The sequence below is a fragment of the Eubacterium album genome, from assembly GCF_025336545.1.
Lineage (GTDB): Bacteria > Bacillota > Clostridia > Lachnospirales > Lachnospiraceae > Eubacterium_U > Eubacterium_U album.
This window is the reverse complement of sequence record NZ_JAODBU010000002.1, coordinates 198,622-218,942: the sequence shown is the minus strand read 5'-3', so window position 1 is coordinate 218,942 and position 20,321 is coordinate 198,622. Positions and strand designations below refer to the sequence as shown.

The window sequence follows — 20,321 nt, the reverse complement described above, 5'->3', positions numbered from 1 at the left end:
TTTTTATTTAAATATTTTAAAAGGAGGATTTACCATGAAAAGAAAAATTAGAAAGTTAATTCACAACCATGGTTTAAAGGTACTGTCGGCGTTTTTGGCAATTACAATGATTTTTACCGGCATTACAGTTAAATCAAGTGCCGCTGAATTTCCATATGCCAAAACCGGAGTCAAGGCAACTTTATCATATTCATCATTGATTGATTATGATAAAAACAGTTCTCTTAGTTATTTTGGTTCGCATTCATTGCAGAAATTAAGACTTACTGCAAATGGTGCAACCGCAAATGTATTCTGTATGGACCCCGGAACGCCTGTCAGTGAGGGAGCAACATATGTTTCATCTGAACTTACAGGAACATATGCAGCCAAATATTACAAAGCAGCATTACATTTCTACTATAATAATGGAAGAACTGATACAACAAGGGCTGCTGCACAGCTTTGCATATGGGGAGCAAAGAGAGCAGACGAAAAGATTAGCGGAGATTTCAAGGCAAGCGACATTAATACTCAGGGATTTAAAAACGCTGTCAATTATGTTGCTAGAAAAATAGGTGCAAATACAGGCTCATTACAAAACATTTGTAGCGATATTTTATCCGAAGGTCAAAAAAGAGCTTATAATAGTAGTTTCAACATAGTTAAATGGACTACTGACTCAGGACAGGTTCTTTTAAGTGGTGAAGACATTGTTGAAGATGCTTTTTATAACTTTACACTCACTAAATCAGCAGTAAGTCCAAATGGCGGTGCAGTGTCAGGTATAAGTTTGTCAGGAGCTACTTATGGAGTTTATAAGGATAATGAGGGCAAGCAACTAATGAAGGATAAGGATGGAAAGGATGCAACCTTCACGACCAATTCAAAGGGTGTTGCTACGAGTACTTATCTAAGAAAAACTGCATCAGATAGATTAGATACGGTTTATATTAAAGAGATAAGCGCACCTCACGGATTATCAGTTAATAATACGGTTTATATTATGAATATTGATGTAAACGACGGCGAAACAAAAACTTTCAACGTTAACGACAATTATCAGGTAACAGATGATGTATGGTCAGGTACAATCAGCATTCATAAGGTAGATAATACTGCATCAGCAAATCCGATTGCAGGAGCGCAGTTTACAATATATGAATGGAATGGAAGTACTTACGTTTCTACAAACGACACAATTACAACAGACGCAAGTGGTAATGCAACAAGTAAGACATATACATATACAAGAAAAAATGCAGGTAAGTTTTTAATTGTGGAAACTTCCACACCTGCAGGTTACTATGTAAATAACTGGCAGAGTGAAGTTACATTATCAAAGGCTAATGATAAAATTCAAAAAACAGTAGTTAATGTACCAACAATAACTGCTAAAGCGTCAGTAAGAAAACTTGATAGTGTTACGGGAGTATCTATCTCAGGAGTTACTTTTGCAATTTATAAGTATACAGGAGCAACAACAGGATATGAAAAATTAGGAGTTCTTACAGAACATACAAATGGTAACGGCTATCACGGAAATGATACGGACATTGGATATTATACATATGATGGAATAACATCAGTAGGTAATTACAGAATTGTAGAGGAAGGTTATCCTGAAGGATATAAAAACTACAGCGGTGGTCCGTCAAGTTACTGGGATTTTACCGTAACTGCTGCGGATGATAATAAAGATTTTACATTCACAAGATATAATGACCCATTTTCAATAGACCTTACTTTAAATAAGGTAGATTCAGAAACAAAAACACCTATAAAGGGAGCAGAATTTGAACTTTACAGAAGAACAATTACAGGATATTCTTCAGCAGGTCCTAAATATGAGTATACTCTTATTACAAGAGATGTAACAGACAGTAACGGACAGATAGTATTTCCTGCATTGTTCTATGGTGGAACATACGTAGCAAGAGAAGTCGCTACCGATGATTACCATGTTTTAAAAAGTAGTGATAATGACTATGTAATAGACCTTGAAAAGATTTCTGTACTTCCTGACGGAATGGCAACTAACCCTATACTTAAGGGATATGCGTCAGTAACAGTTGAGAATGCACCGTATAAAGCACCAATTGAAGTAATTAAGAAATCAAGTTCAAAATTAAGTTCAGCATCAAATCCGGTAGCCAATGCAGGATTTTCAGTTTATGAATATAATGGAGAAGATTATCTTAACTTTGATACTAAAGGAAAAACACCTGTAACTACATTTAAAACAGATGCAAATGGTATTGGAAAGAGTGAACCTCTTAGAGTAGGAAGATATATTCTTGTAGAAACAAGCGTGCCTGACGGTTATCGTAAAGCTGATAATAAGGTTGTTGAAATTACTAAGGCTAGTGGCGATAAATACGAGGTTGAAATGACTGACCCTGAATTTGAGTCAAGAATTAAAATAGTTAAAAAAGACAGTAAAACAGGAAATGTTGTAAAGGTTGCAGGAGCAGGCTTTAAAATCTTCGATGTAACAAATAATAAATACGTGGAACAGATAGTTTATACTAAGGATGAAAGTAATCCTGATGTCGCTGCAAGCACAGAAACAGTTGATGAATTTTTCACGGATGAAAACGGAGAAGTAACATTACCAAATGTACTTCCTATTGGAGAATACAGACTTGAAGAAACTAAAGCACCTAACGGATATGTGATAAATGACAAGGCGATACCGTTTAAGATAAGCAGTGACATGAATTACACAATAGATTCACAGACATTAGACCCTATAACTGTTTTAGAGTTCTCAGATGATGCAGCAACAGGCGAAATTAATATTAAGAAAACAGGTAAGACTCCTACTAAGTTTGAAGATGGCGTATTCATATATGAGGAAACACCACTTATCGGGGCTAAATTTGAAATTAAGGCTGCCGAAGACATCAAGACTGCAGATAATAACGGATATGCATATAAAAAAGGAGACCTTGTAGATACTGTTGTAACAACAAAGAATGGGGCAAAAGTTGAAAACTTACCTCTTGGTAAATATGTAATCAATGAAATTGAAGCACCGGAAGGATATACACTTGATACAACCGACTATGAAGCAAACATTGAATATGCAGACCAGACAGTTCCGATTGTAATAAATGAACAGTCAATTAAGAATGAAAGACAGAAAGTTAACGTATTGGTAACGAAAAAGGATAAAGATACAAAAGAACTTCTAGCAGGAGGAATTTTTGGAATTTATTCTGCTGATGATATTCTTGATTACGAAGGAAACGTTGTAGTACCAAAAGATACATTGATTGAACAGGGAGAAACAGGAGAAGACGGCAAGGTGACATTAGGAGAAAAATCAAAATGTCCTGCCGCAAACTATTATCTTAAGGAAATTAAAGCACCTAAAGGATATGTAACTTCAGATGACGTGTTTGAAATTGAAGCAACCAAAGCACCACAGGAAGATAAGGTGATAGAGAGAAGTTTTGTTGTATATGATGACATTACCCAGACTTCAATTAAAAAGAGCGACATTACTAATGGCGAGCCTGTTATTGGAGCAACACTTCAGGTTTGGTATTATGATGATGAAGGCGAAAAGAGAATTGCTGATGAATGGGTAACTGAAAAAGAAGAACACTTAATTAAAGGACTTGAGGTAGGTAAAAAATACACTTTAACAGAAAAATTTGTTGCAAATGGATATGTAACAGCAAATGACATTGAATTTACCCTTGATAACACAGGCAAGGTTCAGCGTGTGGAAATGAAGGACGATATAAGTAAGGTTCAGATTAGTAAAGTAGACATGACAACGGGTGAACCAGTCATTGGTGCAACACTTCAGATAATTGATGGTAATGGAAATGTTCTTTACGAATGGATAACAGGAACAGAACCATTTTATATCGAAAGACTTCCAATTGGTGAATATACATTGCGAGAAACAATGGCACCAACAGATAAGGGATATGTAAAAGCAGAAGATGCTAAGTTTACTGTAGAAGATGTTGATTCAATTCAGAAAGTAGAAATGAAGGATGATTACACAAAAGTTCTTATTTCTAAGGTTGATTTAACTACAGGTAAACTTGTTATTGGAGCCAAACTAAAAATTGTAAATGAAGCAGGCGAAACGGTAACAGAATGGACGACAACTAACGAAAACTATCAGATACAGTATCTTCCGGTAGGTAAGTACACTCTTATTGAAGAAACAGCACCTAAAGGATATACAGTATCAGAAGCAGTTCCATTTGAAGTATTGGAAACAGGTGAAATCAAGAAAGTAACAATGTATGATGATACCATCAGAGGTACTATTTCATTAACAAAGGTTGATGAAAAAACCGGGAAGGTATTAGCAGGAGCAGAATTTACGGTTTATAATGAAAAAGGTAAGAAAGTTACAAAGATGACTTCTAATGGAGAAGGCATAGCAACATCCAACCCTATACCATTAGGAATTTATACAATCAAGGAAACAAAAGCACCTGAAGGCTATGTTAAGTCAAGTAAAAAGTATAAAGTTAAACTTGATTATAATAAAAATGATATTCCTGTATTCAGAGCGAACATAGGTAAGATAAAGAATAAGAAAAAACCAACTACAATAATTGACAAAGTTCCAATTATAGGCGATGACAGTCCTGTAACCGGATATTCAATTAAAATTGGAATATCAGCAATTCTTTTCATCTTATGCGGAGTGATTGGAATTTTAATTGCATTAGACAAATTAAACATTACAAAATACTCTGAAGAGGAAGAAGAGTCTAAATCTAAACAGGATTAAAAATTAAACAAGAATAAAAGCAAAGTCACCTTATGATGGTGGCTTTTGCTTTGTAATTTGCAATGAGAGGAGAATATATGAAGAAAATAATATGTGCAGGATTATTGATAATCACAACAGCATCATTGCTTACAGGTTGTGGTTATACATACGAAACTAATGTTCAAAGTTATGGACTGGCAGGAGAAAAAGAAATGACTACAATAGAATATGATTGTGGTGTTTCTGTAAAGTATTATACTTTTAAAAATGACCTAGTTGCTGTTTGTAAGAACAACTCAAAAAATAATTTAAACATATCATTTACCGCAATTACTGACGGATATAAGGAAAGTGTAACAAAAAGTTCATCAGATAATGAAACCGTAGGCATAGCATACGAAAACGAATCTAAGATTTATTTGTATGGTGACGGTCATTATGAGTACGAAACAAAGAACAATGAAACAAGTAGTGAGGAAGTAGTAACAGTAAATAAAAATTATCAGACGAATGAAACTATTAAGAAGGTAGATGGAATTGAATTCACAGAACTTACAAAAGATGCTAGTGAAGATAACAAGAAAATAATCGAAAATGAGAAAAAAGAGGGAAACACTAGCACTTCACTAATGAAAGAAAATGTATGTTTTCCTTCAGGTGATACATGCATCTTTTATTTTAAGGCAGATGATGTTGAAGGTAATTTCATCAAAATAACCGGAACAGTTAAGGAAAGCCGATATGAAAATAAAAAAAATGAAATAAAAGTATCAAAAGCAGATAAATCAAAAAAGAATAAAACAATAACAAATACTATAACCAATACACAATTTAAGATGTATACTGCAGATATTGTAAGTATTGTTAGTAACGGAGATGGAAAGATAATTGATATGTATGAATACTCAGCACCACTTGGACCTAGTGCGGTTATTGATTCAACCGTAAAATATAAGGAAAAGTCAAATATATATCATACATTTTATGTAAATTCTATATATTCATCTTATCATTAAATTTAATAATAAATGTGCCTGTTTTTTGCCACCACAAGGGCTATTGAAACGCCGTTTTTTATGGTGTATATTATTACAAACAGATACTATGTTCTGTTAAAAAATATAATAAGTTAGGGAAAATAGAGCTTAAAGGCTCTATTTTTTTTAACAAAAATTAAGAAAGGAGCGGCAGGAAAAGTCCTGTCAAAGAAGAAACATGGCAAAAATTGAAGAAGAAAACATCGAACACATTGCAGATGAAATTAATGCTGCAACAAAGTCAGAGTTGGAAAACGATGACGAATTCGGAGCCGAATTAGAGGTTGAAGAATCCGAAGAAGCAAAAAAGAAAATATCAGAGATTTCAATTTTCAAGGAAGACGATGAAAAAACTGAAGATTCTGAAAAAACTGAAGATTCAGGTGAAGAAAAAGCAACTGATGAGGCGCAGGAAGATAAAGAACCTATGAGAATCAGTAATGTTGTTTTATCACTTAACCCGGATGAAAGAATTGTGTCAAACTTAAGAAGAGAAGAAGAGGGAGTATGGCACGACTTAACAAATGCCTACATGCACAAGAAACCATTAACAGGAATAGTTGAATCACTTGAAAGACTTGATGGTGGATATGATGTGGTTACAACAAGCTACATGGGACAGAGAATTATTATCCCATTAAACGAAATGGGAATTTTGGTAAACAGTAATGAAAACGAAACTGATGAAGACATCAACATCAGAAAGGCTAAACTTGCCAACGGAATGCTCGGTGCAGAGATTGACTTTGTAATTGCAGGAATGGATAAAAACTCAAAATCAGTTGTCGCATCACGTAAAGCAGCAATGTTAGAAAAGAAAAGAAAATATTATGTTACTCCTAATGCAGATGGCAGAGCATTAATCTATCCGGGACGAAAAGTAGAAGCAAGAATCTTAGGAGTTGCAGAGAAAAAGGTAAGAATTGAAGTGTTTGGTGTTGAAGTGTCAGTACACGCTAGAAATATGTCATGGCAGTGGATTGCAGACGCTACAGAACACTATCATGTAGGCGAAAAGTTGTTAGTTTTAGTCGAAAAGGTTGAATATCCTGAAGGAAACAAGCATAACGAAGAATGGCTTAATGGAATTACAATAGAAGCCAATGCTAAGGCTTTACTTCCAAATCTTTCAGCAGAAAACTTTGAAAAATGCAACGGAAGAGGAAAGTACATTGGAGAAGTTACAGACATACATAATGGCACATTCTTTTTATGCCTTAATAATGGAGTGAATGCTATAGCACATTCAGTATCAGGTTCAGCATTGCCGCTAAAGAAAGATAAAGTTGCATTTGCATGTACGAGAAAAGACCCTAAAAACAATGTAGTGTTGGGAATCATTACAAGAGTAATTCAGACAGGTAATTACAGCAAGTAATTGATAACGCAGGAGAGGAGAAGAGATGAATTATAGTAATTTAGATTTGGAAACAAGAATATATGATAGTGCGTGGAAGTTTTTGCTAATTATATTGGCGGTCTGTATATTTTTAATCGTATGTAAATGGAAACTCTACACTAAAATGAATACTAAAGGAGTGTATTCGATTATTCCATTATACAATGATTACACTTTATGCAAATGCGTTATGACAGATAGGAATGCAGGAATGTTTTTTATTTTTAACTGCCTTCCTACTTTGATTATGTATTTCTTTCCTGATATTTTTGAAGGAACTTTTCCGTTTGCACCATTTGCAATCATAGGAATACTGTTATTTGCATTAACTATTAATGCTATAATTATGCATTGTTTATCTAAGGCTTTTGGGCATAGCGATTTATTTACTCTTGGATTAATCTTTTTACCTATAATATTCTATCCTGTACTTGCGTTAGATAATTCTGAATACTTGGGACCAAAAACATCTCTTTAGATAGAAAGGAAACAGTATGGCAGAAGACGTATTCTATACAGATGAAGATTTTAATGCAGATGAAAAAACTCTGTGGAAGGGTTATCGTAGAATTTTAGGAATTAAAGACTTTTTTACGAAATATACGATTACAAATAAAAGAATTATAGTCGAAAGCGGAGTATTGCGTTATACAAGTGAAGAGGTAATGCTGTTTAGAGTTAATGACTTGTCTTTGCGAAAAGGCATACTTGAAAGAGCGGTATCGTGTGGAACAGTAGTAGTGCGTTCTTCCGACAAGAATTCTCCGATACTTAATATAGGAAGTATCAGAGATAGCGAAAAAGTTAGAAATCTTCTATCTCATCAGGTTGAGATTGCAAGAAAAGAAGCAAGAGTTAGAAATACAGAGTATTCAATGTAAAAAAATTTTAAAAAAAATGGACTTATTCAGATACGAATAAGTCTATTTTTTTTGCTCAAAATCAAAAAAATTAAAAAAATAAAAAAATTCTTAAAAAAAATTACGCACAAGAAAATTAACTTCATAGAACTCTTTTTTAGTACAGGTTGCACAAAAAACAAGCATTTAATGCGGACACAAAAATGGCGTTTTGAAAACGCCACTTTTACGCCACTATGACGGTCGTTGAAGCGCCGTATTTTGCCCTATACATTATGCGGTGTAAGCAAGGTAAACAACTTAGTCAATTGTTTTTACTTGTATTTATAAATCAGATTGAGCTGCCAAATGGCAGCAACAAATGTATCATTCCTCACCCAATACAGGGAATGTTTACATAAATAAATTTTCAAAAGGAGGATGTAACCTATGAAGAGTTTTCTTGAAGAATATGGTTTAGCAATCTTTGCTATCATTTGTATCGTTATGTTGATTCTTATTGCTACACCAGTTGGTCAGGCTATTTCAACAGCAATCACAACAATCGTAACTTCATTCACAACTACAACTACTGGATATATGGATACTATTCAACTTCCTACATTCAAATAAGAGTTGCAGTTTAGTTAAAGTTTATTAAATAAAAGCCTCACGGAAATTGAAACCGTGGGGCTTTTATATTTCATCACAAGGAAAGGAGTATCAGAACATAAATGGATAACGACTCAAAACTTAAAATCGCAGATGAAATGTACGGTCCATTACTCCCTTATATAAAAGACGATGATGTGACAGACATCAATTATAACGGGGAAGGAGTTTGGATAGATGATTTAAATAACGGAAGGTATAAAGTTGATGTTGATATAGACCAAAAATTTGTGACGCAGTTTTCAACCAAACTATCAAATTTAATGAACGAACAGTTTAATAAATATACTCCGTTTTTGGAAGCGGAAACAGATACGTTAAGAGTATCGTTTATACATCCGTCAGTTACAAATACGGGATATTCAGTATCAATAAGAAAGACCCCGCCAAAACGAAGAATTACCCTTGAAAAAATAAAGGAAGATAATTATTGCTCTGAAGGTCTTGAAGCATTTCTTTCCAATGCAATTAAGGCAGAAATGAATGTAATTATATGTGGATTGCCAGGCACCGGAAAAACTGAATTTTTAAAGTATTTAACCACGTTTATTCCACCTTGGGAAAAGGTGATGACAATAGAAGATAACCTCGAAATCAGATATAGAGAGATTAATCCCGGTAAAGACTGCGTTGAAATGAAAGTCGGCTCAACGCTCAGTTATGACAGAGCAATTAAGTTATGTCTTAGACAGTTGCCTACTTGGGTATTACTTTCAGAGGCACGTTCAGTCGAAGTTGAAGAGTTAATTAAGTCAATGATTACAGGTACTCACTGTATCACAACATTACATACTGATGATGTGCGTAAAGTAGCAGACCGAATGAGAAATATGTCTAAGGCAGTCAATGTTAATGACGTATATAACTGCATAGATATTGCAATTCAAATTAAATCAGACGTAAACAACTCAGGAAAAATTAAAAGAAGAATATCACAGGTAGGTTTTCTTGTTCACGACATCATTACTGACGAGAATAAGACTGTAATGTTTTATGAGGAAGGAAATTTTGTAACGAACAATCTTCCTGAAGACATTTTACGAAAATTCAAAATGGCAGGAATTAAAGACCCATTCAAAAGAACTTTTGAGGATTATGAATTAAACGTGATTAATCCAAAACAGGATAAAGAAAAATAATAGAAGAAGGAGGACACTATGGCTGAAAACAATGTAGATAACACTAAAATAGAGGAAGATGTTTCAGCGGAAAACAATGATACAACTGTTAAAGCAAATGATGGAAATAATAACTCTCAAAAAGCCTCAAAGAAAAAAAAGAAAGAAAGTTATTTCTCACTCGGAGCGTTAAGAAGACAGGTTGAAGCATACGGATTCAAGTATTCGATTAAAGATTTCTTTAAACAGTTGCTATTTGTTTACGCAATATTAGGATTTGCAGCATATATGTATAAGCTGAAAATTCCTTGTTACATAGTATTAGCACTCGCAGGTGCGCTGTTAGCCCCTGCAATGGTTAAAGCTCAGTTCAGATTTTTATATGAACAGCAAAAATTTGCAGATGTTGGTGATTATCTTGAACAGATGATTTATTCATTTATGAAAAGACCCAAAATCCGTGAAGCCTTACTAGATACATCACAGCTCCTTGAAAGTCGTAAAATTAAAGAAAAAGTCGATAAAGCAATAGAATTCATAGATTCATCAGATTCAGAAAATTTGTATGAAGATGCATTTGCAATCATAGAAGAAGAATATGGTTGTGACAAAATGAAAAACTTGCATGAATTTCTTGTCAAAGTAGAAAGTGAAGGTGGAGAATATGATTCATCAATTCATGTATTATTACAAGATGTTCAAGCATGGGTTGAAAGAACTTACGTATACCAGAATAAACGTAATGGTGTAAAAGGAAAGATTATTCTTGCAATCGGTATGGCACTTTTCATGTGTGGTATTCTTACACATTTCATTCCTGATGAATTTTCAATAACCGGAAGAGTCACATATCAGGTTGTGTCATTAGTGTTTTTGATTCTAATGGCAATCATATACACGGTTTCGCAGACAAAACTTACAGGTTCGTGGCTTGATAACGGTGGAATACGAAGTGATAAGGAAATAATTAAGGATTACAGATATTATACATACTTCGATTATAAGAGAGAATTAATGGGTAATCTTGTATTCGTGGTAATATTTTTAATCATTGCAGCAGTTTGTTTCTTCCTTATTCCAAAAGCAAAAAATATGTCATATTGCTTTTTAATTATTTCATTTGCTTATGCAACAATGCCAAAGAGAAAATACAAATTGGCAAAGAAAAGACTTGAAAGCGATATACAGAAAGTATTTCCTTCTTGGCTTAGAGATGTAGCAATTTCACTTCAAACATCAACAGTTCAGGTTGCAATTATTAATTCATTTGATAAAGCACCAACCGTACTAAAGCCTGCCATTCAGCAGCTAATAAACGAATTTCAGGAAGACCCTGACGATATTGGACCGTGGAATAACTTCCTTAAAGATTATGATGTACCACAACTTAAATCTGCTACAAAAATGTTCTACAGCATTAATCATTTAGGAAAAGAGGATGCAGAAAAACAGATTAACTCATTAATTGAAAGAAATAATATTCTTGTACAAAAGGGAGATGAACTTAGAGCTGAAGACGCATTGTCTATGATTGGATATGTAGTAGCAATTCCGATGCTTATATCAATGATTAAGTTATTGGTTGATATGTTCTTGATGATACAAGAATTTTTAGGAATTATGAATACAATAAATATTTCACTATAAAGGAGACTAAAATACATGAACAATAGAAAATTTATTCCGGCATCAATTACAGCAGAAAAACTTTCATATGCATTTAATCTTGGAAATTTACGAAAAAGAGAAGCAGAAAAGGTGTTTAAATGCATTGAAGTTTATAAAGATTATGAAGACTTCAAACTTAATTGTGGATGGGATGAAGATACTGAAATCCCTAGTGAAAAGGAACTAATAGAATCAAAGGCATGTGCCTACATTTCATCCTATTTTGTTTATTTTTCTTGGATATTATGGGGGACGGATTTTAGGGAGAGTGATTTTTATGGACGAAATTCTTAGAGAACATGGAAGAACATGTTTCACAGCAATAATGATTATGATTTCAGTTGTATTATTTTTGGCATTCATGGCAGGTATGAGTGGAATGAATAAAAACGCCTTAAGTGGAGGAATAGGAGCAGTAGAAATTACAACACAAGAAGGAGGCGATTAATTTGGTTCAACTTTTGAAAAGATACGGAGAGATAATCTTTTATGCAATAACAACTGTTGTTGCTTTAGGATTATTAATTTACGGCTCATGTTTAGCCATTAGAGGATTTCAAGTAGCTCAGATGAGTAAAGTTACAAAGACATTTTCTTATAGTTCAAAACCAGACGAATCGGATGAAGTCCCGGAGATTGACTATGATAAGCAGATGATTGTCATAACAAAACATTCCCGTGGTTATGACACTGAAAATAATATAGTTAGAAGTTTGCAGGATAATGGTCTGATAAATATAAGCGGAGCGTCACAGGTAGATGTATATGGTGAAGTTAACAGTGACAGAGAAGGCAGTTATAACATCAATATTGTTGCAAAAAACAGTGAAGGAAAAAGTTCTGCCAACTTGGTGATTGTTGTTCCTGAAGATTAGAAAGTGAGGGAATTATATGGATAATCTAATATATGAATTTACGGCAGTAATAATAACGGCAGCATTGTTTGTAAAAATAATTCAGTTTTTCGTACAAACATACATGGCATTAATGTAAGAACAAAAGGAGGTACACATGAAACAGTTATTCGAAGCGTTTCTTGGAACAATATTTGTAATGTTGTTATCATTTTGTTGTCTTCAGTTATTGCTCGTTAACATGCAAATTAGCACTGCAAAACAATATACACAATCAGTTGTTGAAAAAATAGAAAACTCAGGGCTTGATGACAATGTAGTTGATGACATAATAGCAAAGACCAATGAAAGCGACCAATATCAGATAATCATAACTCCCGTAAGCGGTTATGAAGATAAGACAAGCTATCATATTGTGCTTACATATGTGGTTAACACACCTATATTTGATGTACTATCTAAACAAGATTCAACACAGGAAGCCAAAATAGATGCTTATGCAAGCGTAGGGGGTAATTATCCTAAAACAACAGCGTCACTAAATGAAAAACATGGAAATGTAGTTAAAACAATAAGCATAAGCTCAGGTGTTACCGCAGAGGTCTTTGCAGATGGTTATACATTAATCGAAGGTAGTGGCGTACTTAGTGATGAGTATTCTGCAAGTGATAATGCATGGAGTAATGAGGGAGTTGAAAACGATATTACATCAATAAGAATTGATGCGGATATAACAGAAATTCCAAAATATTTCTTTTATGGGTTAGAAAATTTAAAATATGTAAATTTAGGAGATAAAATTACTTCTATAGGAGCATACGCATTTTCAAACTGCAACAGTCTAAAAGATGTTACAATACCTAATTCAGTTCAATCAGTTGGGGCTTACGCTTTTTCAGATTGTAACAATCTCATAGACATATACGTTGATAATTCAGTTAAAAACGTAACTGTTGCACCGACATACGCTGAACGTTCAAGATTGTTCAAGGACATTATTTTCTTAAGATAAGGAGAAGAACATGGAAAGGCAATTAAAGAATATAAAAACATTGGCATTAATTTTATCGCCTGCAATTATATATGTCATAATTCAGTTTGTTTCACAATATTTGTTTTTTGTTGGAATAAACATATATGAAACTTTTAATAATTCAGGTGGAAATAAATTTTTGGAAATTGCTAAACGTTCTATAAGTATTCTTAATAGAAACATAATGATACCTACAATTATTGCAGCAATCATTACTTATTTAGTTTTAGTAAGAAAGAACAAAAGTATTTCATTAAAAAAAATGCTTAAGAAGTTAAACCACAAAGATTACTTATTACTTATAATAATAGGAATGGCAACGATACTGACAGGAAACATTTTTACTGACCTTATAACAGGTAATAATCAACAAATAGTAGAAACTTCAATGAGTATGAGTAGAATACCTCTGGAACTGATTGGTACAGCTACATTCATACCTGCTATAGAGGAAATAGTGTTCAGGGGACTTATTTATGAAAACATGAAGAAAAAGTTCAAAATTCAATATGCATTATTTGGTTCCGCTGTTGCGTTCGGTATTTTCCATTTTGATTTAAGACAATGTTTAAATGCAATGGTTCTTGGTATTGTTTCCGTTGTGATTTATGAAACGTTTGGAAACCTAAAAGCATCAATTATAGTACATTCCTCAGCAAATGTTACGTCATTAATTTTAAATTACATATGTTCCGTTAATGGTTCTGTGAAAGAACTTATTTTTAGCGATTTAGGACAAATCATAATAATGGGTGCATCAACTATGACTTTAGTCCTTTTGATTGCTAGAACGGTCAAAATTAAAGGCGTGACAGGCATAATTAAATTATTTAACTAACATGATAAGGAGCAATTTTATGGACGATAATAAAAAGACATCTCAACTAGACAAAATGTTGACAATTGAAGATATAATGGAGCATTTACATATTTCAAATACCACTGCGTATAAATTAGTGGAAATGAATTCTTTTCCGTCATTAAGAATTGGACGGAAATGGTTAATTCCCGAATCAGAATATAAAAAGTGGTTAAAGAAAGCGTATGGAACAGAAATCATATTATAAAATAAGAAAGAAGCCAACGGCTTCTTTCTTATTTTTTTAGTCCTCTTAAAAAAGGATTAGTAGAAGTACTATATGATATTTTTACTTTATCTGAGTTCACATTTTCAATGTTGTTTGATGCGGAATTCCCAATTTTATCTAAGATGCTAATGGCTTTACGACTCTTTTCATCTGATATTTTATAATATTTTTTTAGAGTTATATCTATGGAGCTATGTCCCAATAACTTGCTCACGGACAAAGCCTTCTCTGAATCTTCATTAATGATTACTGAAGCAAAAGAACTACGCAACTTATGAACAGAAATCTCCGGAAAATTCAATGTTTTGCATAGTAGCTTTAATTGATAGTTTAAAACACCATTAGTTACGGGGTCTTTTCCATTATAAGAGAAAACAAAATTGTTGGCTTTAACATTTTGAGGATATATTTTTTCCATATTTAAAAGAACTTCCAATGCTCTTTTATGAAGGGGGATTGTCCTTATGCTTGTTTTACTTTTTGGAGAACCGTTTTCTACAACTTTTTTTACTCTTTGCCTTTTGTCATTATCGTAATCGTAATGAAAAACGCTTTGTTCTACTATGTTTATATAACCTTTTTCAATGTTAACATTTTTCCATTTTAGCCCTGAAACTTCTCCGTATCTTAATCCTGTATAGCAAATGAAAACATATACTGAGTAACATATTCCATATGCGGAATTTGAATCTTTATTTGTATAATTATCACAGCTTTTATATGTTTCCCACAAGATTTCAATTTGCTTATAATTCAAAACAGTTTGTTTTTTAATCTTTGATTTAACATTATCTTCTGTTATGGTTGCAAAGATGGGAAATGCAGTTGGAACAATATCTTTTTTAGTAATGCCATAACTGATTATTTGATATAAAACATTTTTTGCTAAAGTAACATAACTTAAACTATATTTAGCTGCTATATCAAATAAAAATTTATTCACAATATCAGAAAAAATTTCGTTAGACATCTTATTTATATAAGAAATCTGCAAATTTCCTAATTTTGAATTTTTGATTTTTGTTTCTATACATATATAATATGAATCTTTTGTTTTACTTTTTATTTTTTCAGATTTCCAATTAAATAACCACATAGAAGAATATGTATAAAAATCCAATTTTTGAATGTCTTTTGAGATTATTTCCCTTTTTTCCAGTTCGTATTTTTTACACTTATCTAATGCATCCTTTTTAGTGGAGCCATAAAATTGATGTCTTCCCGTTGAATAAGACTTAGAATATACAAAATATTCATAGCCATTAATATTTTTTCTACTCCAAGAGCCTTCTCCGTTTGCTCGTCTTTGTTTCTCCATTAGTTATAAATCCTCCTATAATTTTAGCTGTTCATAATATAGCAACAAATAAAATTTTTTCAATATGTGATTTTATTAAAAAATGATATTTACATATTATTTACACAATATTTACCACATTTTATCCTTTTTTAGATATGATTTAATTGTTTTAGTTTGTTTTAAATTGTCAAATAAATAAGAATTGATTATTTACTTTTTCTTTGAATAATAGCCGTAAATAGCCTAATTCAAAGGATTTGTTAAATTTTATAAATTTTTTAATTGATTAAATGAGAAATAAATTAAAAAAGGATGTTGATGACACATCGGAAATTGAAATATAAAAGTGAATAGTAATTATTTTAAAAAGCTTCGTCTTATTTTAGGCGAAGCTTTTTATTTACACGAGCAACGAGCCAAAGTCCATGCTTGCGTGAGACCTTGGCGACTGCCGCGATAACTTGAGAAAATCGCAAAGCGTGTTTCGCATAGTTTGTATAAGAAAACTAATTTGTAAGAAATGTATGGCAAATACAGCAAAAAAAGTATTGCAGAAAGCCCATATTTGTACTAAAATAGCCTTATGAGTGGCACAAAGTGGAGAAAAGTGGTTGAAAGTGGTTAAAAATTAGCAAAAAACCATAAAAAGTAGGTGATTTCAATGTTAATGGGACAATACAATCAAAAAGTTGATACAAAAGGTAGAGCAATTGTCCCTGCCAAGTTTAGAGAAGAACTTGGGGAGAAGTTTGTAATTACCAAAGGATTAGACCAGTGTATATTCGGGTTTACAGAAAGTGAATGGAATATATTAGCTGAAAAAATTGGGTCACTATCATTAACAGACAAAAATGTCCGTAAATTTGTTAGATTTTTCCTCGCGGGGGCAGCAACCCTTGAGACTGATAAACAGGGAAGAGTTTTAATACCTGCAGAATTAAGGGCATATGCCTCACTTGAAAAAGATATAGTATGGGTAGGCGCAGGAAAAAGAATAGAAATCTGGAATCCGGATAAATGGGCAGAAAATACAGAATATGATGACATGGATGAAATTGCAGAGCACATGTCAGAACTTGGAATATAGAATATAAAACAATTAGAAAAGAGGGGTCATATGGATTTCAAACATGTGTCAGTACTTTTAGAAGAAACCATTGATGGCTTAGATATAAAACCAGACGGAATATATGTAGATGGAACATTAGGCGGAGGCGGACATGCATATGAAGTATGCAAGCGTCTGTCGAATAAAGGTAGATTCATAGGAATTGATCAGGATGGAGAAGCCTTAGAAGCAGCAAGAAAAAGATTAAGTGAATTTGAAGACAAGACATCATTAGTAAGAAGCAACTATTGTGAGATAGACACAATACTTAAGGATTTGAATGTAGAAAAAGTTGATGGAATCGTATTGGATTTAGGCGTTTCTTCATATCAAATTGATAATTTAGAAAGAGGATTTTCTTACAAATCAGATGCTCCACTTGATATGAGAATGGACACAAGACAAAGCAGAACAGCAAGCAGTGTTGTTAATGAATACAGCGAGATGGAACTTTACAGAATAATCAGAGATTATGGTGAAGACAAATTTGCAAAGAATATTGCAAAGCATATCGTAAAAGCGAGAGAAGAAAAGAAAATCGAAACAACAAAAGAATTAAGTGACATTATAAAGGGTGCGATACCTATGAAAGTACAGAGTAAAGGTGGACATCCTGCAAAGAAGACATTTCAGGCAATAAGAATTGAAGTAAACAGAGAATTAGAAGTGTTGAGTCAGTCGCTAGATACAATGATTGATCATTTAAAACCGGGTGGAAGAATTTGTATAATAACGTTCCACTCATTAGAAGACAGAATAGTAAAAGTTAAATTTAAGGAAAATGAAAATCCTTGTACATGCCCACCTAATTTTCCGGTGTGCGTTTGCGGAAAAGTATCAAAAGGAAAGGTTATTACAAGGAAGCCTATAATCCCTTCTGAAGAGGAGATTGAGGTGAATAAGAGAGCAAAAAGCTCAAAACTAAGAATATTTGAAAGGCGATAGCAATGAAACAGGAAAAAAGGGAGTACGGATATCGTAGTAATGCATATATAGACGGAAATACAGTTAGAAAAGAAGAAATAATTCCAGAGAGAACAAGACGAGTATATAAAGATGGAAAAAGAGTATATGAGTCAGAAAGACAAATAAGAGAAAGGGAAAGAGCATTACATATGAATGGTTCATATGTATTTTTCCTTACAGGAGTATTTGCGGTATGTCTTGCAATGTGCTTTGGATATTTATATGTACAGTCAGAAATTTCTCAAACAAGAAGTGAAATTTCAAAATTAAAAACAGACATTAGCACAGTAGCTTCACAAAATGACTCATTAAATTATTCTATAAACAGTTGTATGGATACAAACAACATTTATAAAAAGGCAACACAGGAAATGGGTATGACTCAAGCTACAGATGAGCAGATAGTTTTCTACAAATCAAGCGATAGCGGTTATACCGTGCAGTATGGAGATATTCCGAAAGAATAAAAGATTATGGTAGAAAATAGAAGAAGACCGGCAAGACGGTCATATAAGAGAGCAGAATTTAATAAAGGAATGCAGAAAAAGCTAGCGATTGTATTTGTATTAATCATCCTAGCTTTATTTGCGTTATGTATAAGAATTGGATATTTGACAAAGGCAAAAGGAGATGAATATTCAATTAAGGTATTGGCACAGCAAGGTTATACAAGCAAGACACTTCCTTATAAAAGAGGAGACATTTTAGATAGAAATGGAAATGTGTTAGCGACAAGCGTTAAAGTATACAATCTTGTGATTGATTCAAAGGTAATTCTTAGCAACAAAAAATATCTTGAACCAACAGTAAATGTTTTGACAAGATATTTTGACTTGAATAAAGATGAACTTACAAAAGGCATAAAAGAAAGAAAAGATAACAGTTACTGGGTAGTATTAAAGCAGTTAGAATACAAAGATATAGAAGGGTATAAGGATTATATTAATAAGGAAGAACCATCAAAAGAAGAAGCAAAGGAAATATCTTATGTAAAGGGTGTATGGTTTGAAGAAGAATATAAGAGAATGTATCCGTATAATTCATTAGCATGCAGCACTTTAGGATTTGTTAATAAAGATGGAAGTGCGAATATTGGAATTGAATCAAGTTATAATGATGTACTTTCAGGGCTTAACGGACGAGAATATGGATATGTAAATTCAGATAACAGTATGGAGACTGTAATTAAGGATCCTACTAATGGAGATACAGTTGTATCGACTATAGACATGAATATACAAAGAATTGTTCAAAAAGCAATAAAGAAATATATGAAAAAATATCAGCCAAAGAGACTTGCAGCAGTAATAGCAGACCCTAATACAGGTGAAATACTTGCTATGGCTGATAATACAACGTTTAATTTAAATGAACCATGGGATTTATCATTTAAATACACAGAACAGGAACAGGAAAATCTTTCAGAAAAAGAAATTTCTGATGAACTTAATTCAAGATGGAAAAACTTTTGTGTAAGTGATTCATTTGAACCGGGTTCAACAATTAAACCGTTTACTATTGCTGCGGCATATGAAGAAGGAAAAACTACAAGAAACAGCACATATTTTTGTGATGGATATGAAGTTGTAGGTGGATTTACTATTAGATGTCATGATGTTTCAGGACATGGAACAATCACAACAAAACAGGCATTGGCATATTCATGTAATGATGCTCTTATGAGAATCGGATTTGATTTAGGAGCAAAAAAATTAGTTGAATATCAGAGAAGATTTGGATTTGGTGCGAAAACAGGTATAGATTTACCAAGTGAAACAAGAGGACTTGTATATGATAGTAATATGGGTGCATCAAGTTTAGCTACTAATTCATTTGGACAGAATATCAATGTAAACATGATTCAAATGGTTGCAGGATTTTCTTCTTTAGTAAATGGCGGAAATTATTACGAACCACATGTAGTAAAAGAAGTTGTTTCAGAGGATGGAGAATTAATTGATAATTATTCAAAGACTTTAGTAAAGGAAACAGTAACTGATAAAACTTCTGATTTTATAAAAGAAGCGTTAAGAGCTGTAGTTACAGACGGAACAGGTAAAACAGCAGCTATTCCGGGATATACAATTGGTGGTAAAACAGGTACAGCAGAAAAGCATTATACAGATGGAAAGACAGGAAGAATTCCAGGAGAATATATCGTTTCATTTTTAGGATGTGCACCTGTTGAAAATCCTGAGGTAGTATGCTATACAATCATGGATTCTCCAAAAGAGGATACACAGTCCACAGCGTTTAGTACAGAATTTTGGACATATATTATGAAACAGGTACTTCCATATATGGGTGTTTCTCAGACTGAAGATGCAGGAAAAGATAAGGATATAACAAATACAAAAAAGAGTGATATAAAGGATAATTATTCTCAGGGAATAACACAGGAGGATATGCCTGTAGAAACACAGACAGAAAATCAAAATGATTATACAGGTGAAGAATAATTATTTATACAGAATATGTTTAAAATGACAGAATATATTAGTAGTAATCAT

General features: G+C 32.9%; 19 protein-coding genes. 18 read left to right on the top strand and 1 reads right to left on the bottom strand.

Annotated elements, in window-relative coordinates; genetic code table 11:
- Window positions 1-34 precede the first annotated feature (34 nt).
- From N5B56_RS01130 to N5B56_RS01065, 14 genes are all read left to right on the top strand, one after another.
- Window positions 35-4,747 carry a SpaA isopeptide-forming pilin-related protein gene (locus N5B56_RS01130; RefSeq protein WP_260978124.1) on the top strand — a complete coding sequence of 1,571 codons (4,713 nt, stop codon included), beginning with the start codon at window positions 35-37 and terminating at the stop codon, window positions 4,745-4,747.
- A 77-nt stretch (window positions 4,748-4,824) separates the two neighbouring features.
- Entirely contained in the window at window positions 4,825-5,745 is a 921-nt protein-coding gene (locus tag N5B56_RS01125) for a hypothetical protein (RefSeq protein ID WP_260978123.1), read from the top strand.
- Window positions 5,746-5,944: 199 nt separating this feature from the next.
- Window positions 5,945-7,144, top strand: a complete 1,200-nt coding sequence (locus tag N5B56_RS01120; protein ID WP_260978122.1) for a S1 RNA-binding domain-containing protein — start codon at window positions 5,945-5,947, stop codon at window positions 7,142-7,144.
- 25 nt (window positions 7,145-7,169) lie between these two features.
- Window positions 7,170-7,643: a DUF5684 domain-containing protein gene (locus N5B56_RS01115; protein ID WP_260978121.1), complete on the top strand. Its 474-nt coding sequence runs from the start codon at window positions 7,170-7,172 to the stop codon at window positions 7,641-7,643.
- A 16-nt stretch (window positions 7,644-7,659) separates the two neighbouring features.
- Complete coding sequence (locus tag N5B56_RS01110; protein ID WP_260978120.1) at window positions 7,660-8,046, top strand: PH domain-containing protein; 387 nt, start codon at window positions 7,660-7,662, stop codon at window positions 8,044-8,046.
- Between the two features lie 408 nt (window positions 8,047-8,454).
- Window positions 8,455-8,637: a hypothetical protein gene (locus N5B56_RS01105; protein WP_260978119.1), complete on the top strand. Its 183-nt coding sequence runs from the start codon at window positions 8,455-8,457 to the stop codon at window positions 8,635-8,637.
- Between the two features lie 101 nt (window positions 8,638-8,738).
- Window positions 8,739-9,815 (top strand): ATPase, T2SS/T4P/T4SS family, encoded by a 1,077-nt coding sequence (locus tag N5B56_RS01100; RefSeq protein WP_260978118.1) that lies wholly within the window; start codon window positions 8,739-8,741, stop codon window positions 9,813-9,815.
- 18 nt (window positions 9,816-9,833) lie between these two features.
- Window positions 9,834-11,441, top strand: coding sequence for a hypothetical protein (locus N5B56_RS01095; RefSeq protein WP_260978117.1), 1,608 nt, complete (start codon window positions 9,834-9,836; stop codon window positions 11,439-11,441).
- Between the two features lie 15 nt (window positions 11,442-11,456).
- Complete coding sequence (locus N5B56_RS01090) at window positions 11,457-11,756, top strand: hypothetical protein (protein WP_260978116.1); 300 nt, start codon at window positions 11,457-11,459, stop codon at window positions 11,754-11,756.
- Window positions 11,740-11,910 carry a hypothetical protein gene (locus N5B56_RS01085; RefSeq protein WP_260978115.1) on the top strand — a complete coding sequence of 57 codons (171 nt, stop codon included), beginning with the start codon at window positions 11,740-11,742 and terminating at the stop codon, window positions 11,908-11,910. Before N5B56_RS01090 ends, N5B56_RS01085 begins: the two co-directional genes overlap by 17 nt.
- Before the next feature lies 1 nt (window position 11,911).
- Entirely contained in the window at window positions 11,912-12,337 is a 426-nt protein-coding gene (locus tag N5B56_RS01080) for a hypothetical protein (protein ID WP_260978114.1), read from the top strand.
- Window positions 12,338-12,473: 136 nt separating this feature from the next.
- Entirely contained in the window at window positions 12,474-13,328 is an 855-nt protein-coding gene (locus N5B56_RS01075; protein ID WP_260978113.1) for a leucine-rich repeat domain-containing protein, read from the top strand.
- A gap of 10 nt (window positions 13,329-13,338) precedes the next feature.
- Complete coding sequence (locus N5B56_RS01070; RefSeq protein WP_260978112.1) at window positions 13,339-14,187, top strand: CPBP family intramembrane glutamic endopeptidase; 849 nt, start codon at window positions 13,339-13,341, stop codon at window positions 14,185-14,187.
- Window positions 14,188-14,206: 19 nt separating this feature from the next.
- Complete coding sequence (locus N5B56_RS01065; protein ID WP_260978111.1) at window positions 14,207-14,416, top strand: helix-turn-helix domain-containing protein; 210 nt, start codon at window positions 14,207-14,209, stop codon at window positions 14,414-14,416.
- A 28-nt stretch (window positions 14,417-14,444) separates the two neighbouring features.
- On the opposite strand, the gene N5B56_RS01060 is transcribed toward N5B56_RS01065, so the two are convergent.
- Window positions 14,445-15,755, bottom strand: coding sequence for a tyrosine-type recombinase/integrase (locus N5B56_RS01060; protein WP_260978110.1), 1,311 nt, complete (start codon window positions 15,753-15,755; stop codon window positions 14,445-14,447).
- A gap of 643 nt (window positions 15,756-16,398) precedes the next feature.
- Between N5B56_RS01060 and mraZ the strand changes: the two genes are divergently transcribed.
- The 4 genes from mraZ to N5B56_RS01040 are packed head-to-tail and all read left to right on the top strand — an operon-like array spanning window position 16,399 to window position 20,270.
- A complete protein-coding gene (gene mraZ, locus N5B56_RS01055; RefSeq protein ID WP_022088215.1) occupies window positions 16,399-16,824 on the top strand; it encodes a division/cell wall cluster transcriptional repressor MraZ in 426 nt (141 codons plus the stop codon).
- 30 nt (window positions 16,825-16,854) lie between these two features.
- Window positions 16,855-17,790, top strand: a complete 936-nt coding sequence (gene rsmH / locus N5B56_RS01050; RefSeq protein WP_118565541.1) for a 16S rRNA (cytosine(1402)-N(4))-methyltransferase RsmH — start codon at window positions 16,855-16,857, stop codon at window positions 17,788-17,790.
- A gap of 2 nt (window positions 17,791-17,792) precedes the next feature.
- Window positions 17,793-18,278, top strand: a complete 486-nt coding sequence (locus N5B56_RS01045; RefSeq protein WP_178515385.1) for an FtsB/FtsL family cell division protein — start codon at window positions 17,793-17,795, stop codon at window positions 18,276-18,278.
- 6 nt (window positions 18,279-18,284) lie between these two features.
- A complete protein-coding gene (locus tag N5B56_RS01040) occupies window positions 18,285-20,270 on the top strand; it encodes a peptidoglycan D,D-transpeptidase FtsI family protein (protein WP_118565539.1) in 1,986 nt (661 codons plus the stop codon).
- Window positions 20,271-20,321: the final 51 nt, after the last annotated feature.